This is a genomic window from Candidatus Igneacidithiobacillus taiwanensis, from assembly GCF_031962545.1.
Lineage (GTDB): Bacteria > Pseudomonadota > Gammaproteobacteria > Acidithiobacillales > Acidithiobacillaceae > Igneacidithiobacillus > Igneacidithiobacillus taiwanensis.
In genome coordinates this window covers 1-4,806 of record NZ_JAVRKK010000154.1, presented here as the reverse complement: position 1 = coordinate 4,806, position 4,806 = coordinate 1, and the positions used below count along the sequence as shown (strand labels likewise).

General features: G+C 49.6%; 6 protein-coding genes and 1 pseudogene. 1 reads left to right on the top strand and 6 read right to left on the bottom strand.

Features of this window, described 5'->3' with window-relative positions:
* From RTI30_RS12610 to RTI30_RS12600, 3 genes are all read right to left on the bottom strand, one after another.
* Positions 1–187, bottom strand: a 187-nt coding sequence (locus tag RTI30_RS12610) for a hypothetical protein (RefSeq protein ID WP_312283923.1), incomplete at its 3' end; no start/stop codon positions are given.
* A gap of 1,163 nt (positions 188–1,350) precedes the next feature.
* Entirely contained in the window at positions 1,351–1,650 is a 300-nt protein-coding gene (locus RTI30_RS12605; protein WP_312283922.1) for a hypothetical protein, read from the bottom strand.
* Positions 1,643–2,305: a ParA family protein gene (locus RTI30_RS12600; protein WP_312283921.1), complete on the bottom strand. Its 663-nt coding sequence runs from the start codon at positions 2,303–2,305 to the stop codon at positions 1,643–1,645. Before RTI30_RS12600 ends, RTI30_RS12605 begins: the two co-directional genes overlap by 8 nt.
* Before the next feature lie 533 nt (positions 2,306–2,838).
* Here RTI30_RS12600 and RTI30_RS12595 point away from each other — a divergent pair.
* A pseudogene (locus RTI30_RS12595) lies at positions 2,839–2,963 on the top strand (IS5/IS1182 family transposase); the annotation flags it as partial.
* Positions 2,964–3,126: 163 nt separating this feature from the next.
* Here RTI30_RS12595 and RTI30_RS12590 read toward each other — a convergent pair.
* From RTI30_RS12590 to RTI30_RS12580, 3 genes are all read right to left on the bottom strand, one after another.
* Positions 3,127–3,432: a hypothetical protein gene (locus RTI30_RS12590; RefSeq protein ID WP_312283920.1), complete on the bottom strand. Its 306-nt coding sequence runs from the start codon at positions 3,430–3,432 to the stop codon at positions 3,127–3,129.
* A 123-nt stretch (positions 3,433–3,555) separates the two neighbouring features.
* Positions 3,556–3,795, bottom strand: coding sequence for a nuclease-related domain-containing protein (locus RTI30_RS14360; protein ID WP_409449713.1), 240 nt, complete (start codon positions 3,793–3,795; stop codon positions 3,556–3,558).
* Positions 3,796–3,818: 23 nt separating this feature from the next.
* A partial coding sequence (locus RTI30_RS12580) for a HipA domain-containing protein (protein ID WP_312283918.1) occupies positions 3,819–4,806 on the bottom strand: 988 nt, incomplete at its 5' end.

Genomic DNA, 4,806 nt, shown 5'->3' with positions numbered 1-4,806 from the left:
GAAGCAGTTGTTTTCGATTCGTTCTAGAGATAATGACGGGATCTACCGCGTAGTTGATCCCGTTGCTGGGTATCCGGCTCGTGCTGGTTTCTTGCGCCATTAGCCAGGACGGGCCGCAATGGCTCATCTCGGCCTGAAGGCGATTTACCAAGAATTCTGAATTTTGGCTGGCTTGTTCTGTTTTCATCAAAACCTCGTAAGTGGGCGACACTTCCCCATTGACAAGGTTTTGGAGTTTTGAAAGAATCCAAATTGCTAGGTTTAGGATTCTTTCTTTGTCCATCCCTTGTCGGGACAAAGCGTAGTAGTTAGGGGTTAAGGTTGTGGAGCCTTAGCCCCTTCTCCATTTCTACATACCTACTATCCGATTCTCCTTATTGGTATCCCAAACATAGCCCTGCCAGATACGGTCCTACCTATCTTTTCTGCTGATCCAGGCGCACCCAGTATGGATCCGAGAGGGATGGTCGGCACGATCTTTTGTGACAATGGTTAAAGATAATCCCGCAATCGATTGATGGCAACCGGAAAGCTAACCCCAAATTCCGCGGTTGAATACGTCGATTGTTGCTCAAAGATGCGTGGATACAGGTTTTGATTGACTTAGCAATCTTGGTTAGCGATGGACTTGTAAAAATACTGGTGATTGGTCGTACGTGGTGTTACGTGATGGAAGCGCCTGTAGAGCGTGACTGAGAGCAGCCGCCGTCCTCACGAGATCCGTGACAGTCTCTGATACCCATTTGATCGATTTTATTCAGGATGCGAGTTATGTATGCAGTCATAGGTGCGTCTGCGAATGGCAGCAAATTCTGCGGCCATACTCGCCGCGACTTTCTGCTGCTAGCCGTCCCTCAGAGCGGAGTGCTTGAAGAGGACTAAAAGATTATGGGCGATGAACACCGATTCGGAAGAAGGCAGCATTCGCGCTTTCTTGGCCGCAGGGTAGACGGGATTCACATGCTTTGATGAATTCAAGATTGGCGCTGGCCGGCGCGATATTTGGCCGGCTCAAAAATCATCGTGAATCACTACCCCCTGATTCGGCCAGATGACCCACCATAGGTTGTAACCATGTTCACCTTTGTAGGTCCAGGCTGCGTCCCTTTTCTCCGCGACGATCTGGTTAGCGTTGATATCCAAGGTATGGGATAGGTGCTCCAGTTTGCACAGCCGATGGGCCACGATTCGGCGATTCACCCGGTCCAAACCCTCCCCTTCTCCGGTACGATGTAGCCATCACCGTTTGTTTGTACAGACCTTGGTACTGAGTCGGAATTATCAAACAGTTACATTAGCGCACAAATATATAAACACAAGTAAATATATACATGTACTAAATTATATATGTTACAACCTACGGCGATCCATCATATCTTCTTCGGCGACCTCCATTCCATAAGCATGGAGGCCGCGAAGAACAATGGCACGCACTGTCAGAAATTCGTTGGCCGCCATTTCCTTCCGGATTTGCTGCCAGACGTAATCAGGTAGCTGGAGCCGCATAGGCTTTTCTTTTACCGCCGGTTTTCGTTTTTCCGGGGGCGTGGGGTCTGGTATTTTTCGAGCAGTAGTTGGTGGATAGTCAGATGCTATTCCAGCAACTGCGTCCGGATTCAGTTTGCTCATTCTTCCAAGGGTTTTAGCCATTTGTTTCTCCTGCTATCTCTATAATTTCTTGTGCCGCTTCCTCAATTTCTTGTGCTGCTGCCCCTCGTGGCTCATAAAAGGTCGGAGTGGTGCCACCGATGAAGGATTCTGGATAGGCGATTCGGTTCCTAAACTCTGTCCGTAAAACCTTTCCACTCATGGAAGAAAGTTCATCTTTTGCATTTTTGGCAATGATCGTGCCAGGGACGACCATATTCAATATAAAAACGATCTTAGCATGCTCCCTGCCTTCCTTAAGACGTACATCGCCAACTTTGCGAAGCATACCTAGCGTTTCTCCTACGGCCCGAATATCCATCGGTGATGGCTTTACTGGTATTAGGATTATGTCAGCTAAGTATGCTGCTTCCACTGCTGTCTGATTTTGGAACCCTGCTGTATCGATCAGCACGACGTCTTGTTCTTCGAGTTCGCTCACGAGTTCGGTGAGGTATTTCGTTCTCGGCTCCGTATACACATCGATAGGGATAGCCCTCCCTCCGGTTTTATGCCATTCCGTCGCGCTTTGTTGAGGATCCGCATCGACAAGGCAGGTCTTTTTCTCTTTTGACTTCCAGTATCCAGCTAGGCAGGCGGCGATGGTTGTTTTTCCGCTTCCTCCCTTCTGGGTTACGAGTGCGATATTGATAGCCATTCTTAGTCCATGTTCTCTGTGAGATTCTATAAATAAATGTACAAGTATACATGTAATTAAATATATCATTATTTGGTCAACCAAAAGCTAATATATGTAAATATAAGTTCCTATACATGTATACCTCTATACCAGTTACCTTTTCCTGATGTTTAGTATGATTATAAGGCAAGTTGTGCGTGTACTCAACCATATGTTAACAATTGTAAAAAAATACATATATACACATGTATAAATACAAGTAAACAACTATATGTTAATATGTACAATAACTAGTATTTATGTATACCTATACATATTTATATAAACAAGTATGAATATACATGTATATGTTTATATGTACTGCTATATACAACACAAGTAATCATGTACATAAACAATTAGATAATTAGCGCGGCCTCGCTCTTGAATTGCAGTACTCGTATATAACCGTTTACCTTTTGCAGCGGGCATTCCGGTTTTTCAGACCTTTAGGAGGACGCTAAAAAGTCCGTGGTATCATTGCGTAACATTGGAAATCTGGGAGTTGCGGCATGCGTGGAGCCAAGGTGGAGACCCAAGGGATGTTCAGCTACCTGTCGCCGGAGCAGCGGGTACCGAAAGATCACCCCCTGCGGCCATCCGAGTGATTGTCGATCGATCCTTGGCGGAGCTGGATGGAACCAGATTGATAGTGGTTGCCCATTGTTCACTTCCAGTCTCCTTGGACCAAGGGTGTTGCACTTCATTTTTGAGCCGGCCCCTTTTTCGTCTGTCTGTTTCATGATCTACGGCTTCTCGACAGTAGCGTGGTACCTTTTCCCAGGACATACCCTCTCCCGTCAGGCTTTTACCAACAAAAGGAGTGCTGTAACCAGCAGCGCAATGGCGAAGAACAACAAGGTCCATCCCAGCCATTTCGGGGTGACGTTGCCGTGCTTTCGCTGGAGTTCTTCGAGATGTTGTTCCTTGGTTCTCCGATCCTGTCGTACACGCCCGACCAGCTGGCTCCAGGCTACGTGCAGGGGGTCGTCTGGGGCGACCTGCGTACCCATGGATAACAGATGGGCACGCAAATCGTCAATGGGTACGACCTTTTCTGGCTGGTTTTTGGGGAATCGACCGCCGGCCAGGACAACCAGATCCATTATGAGGATCTCGCCTCCCACTACGGAACGGAGCGCATGGAGATGGCGGAAGTTCGGATGGACCGGGTTGGGGATGATGCTTTTCTTGCCGCCCACATATCGAACCCATGCACCACTACGGCCCTACGCATAAATCTTGCCGGAGAAATTCTTTGTCTCCAGGAGGAGGATACCTTGACTGGTGAGAACAGCATGGTCGATCTGGGTGATTCCCCGGTCATCCGTAAGATAGAAATCATGGAGCGCGATGGCACCGGCTTTGTCGATGATCCGCCGAACGCGATGCTCCCCAACCGCTCCTCGTGCAGGGGCATAAAAAATGTTCAGGGCAAGTTTGAATAACAGCAAACCTGCGATTCCCATACCCACAGCAATAGCCATTATCATTATGTCCCGCCTCTCTTTTTTCCTGTCCCCTTCCCCTGCTTTTTGTTAGAGCAGAATGCTTCCAAATCACTCAGGATATCCTGGCGAATACTTAGCCCTGCCCGCCTGCTTTCCTCCGCACTCAGACCGTTTTGGCGCGCCACCATCGGAAATTCTTTTATGGCGGCGGCGATCTGCTGGATGATGTCCATGGTATCGGTAGCTGATAACCCAAAGAGTTCGGTGAATTCCAGCGCAAAGCTGGCGGATGGATTGGTTACCCGCGCATCGAAGCTCAGGGCGTGTCGGCGCGTTGCTGGGTCTGCAATATCAAAATTGATGTCATAGGCGGGCGATAGGATCCAGCCCGATGCTGTCCGCAAAAACCCATGATTGCGCAGATGATCATCCGTGTTGCTGATGACCATGCCAAACACCATGCGACGCCATAGTTCGCTAGCGTCCCGCTGCGGTTGCGCAGAATACTGCTGGACCGCATCCAGCAAATCCAGCCAGGAAGCCGGATCTCCGTCCTGGCGAGCTAACAGGGTCATTGCCGAGGCAAAGTGTATGCGCTGCTGTGTACCATCCGGCAATAAGTGGCGATCAAAACGACGGATGAGGAAGACCGGGTGTTCCGTGTCTCTATAGAGCACCCGCATGGGCGGAACCAGAATCCCTGCGCGAGCTGCGAGGTCCATTGCGGTTTTTTCCCACAGAGGAATACGGTTGGCGTCGGTGCGAGAGGGAAACTTGGCAATCCATAAGGCCCCGGCATCCTGGATTACTGCTTTGGGGCGTGCCCCTCCCAGGGAGGAACCGGGATATAACAACATCTGTAACTCGGCTGGGCTCTGCTTGTTCCGCTCCACATCCCCTACAGCGGCAAGCAAGGCGGGCAGATGGACCAGTTTGGGTACTTCCTGGTGCTCTGCCAGCATCCGTTCCGGCTGTTCCGTCAACGAAAGCCGTAATGCACCCAGGCGCAGGAAATCGCTGACACCAAGG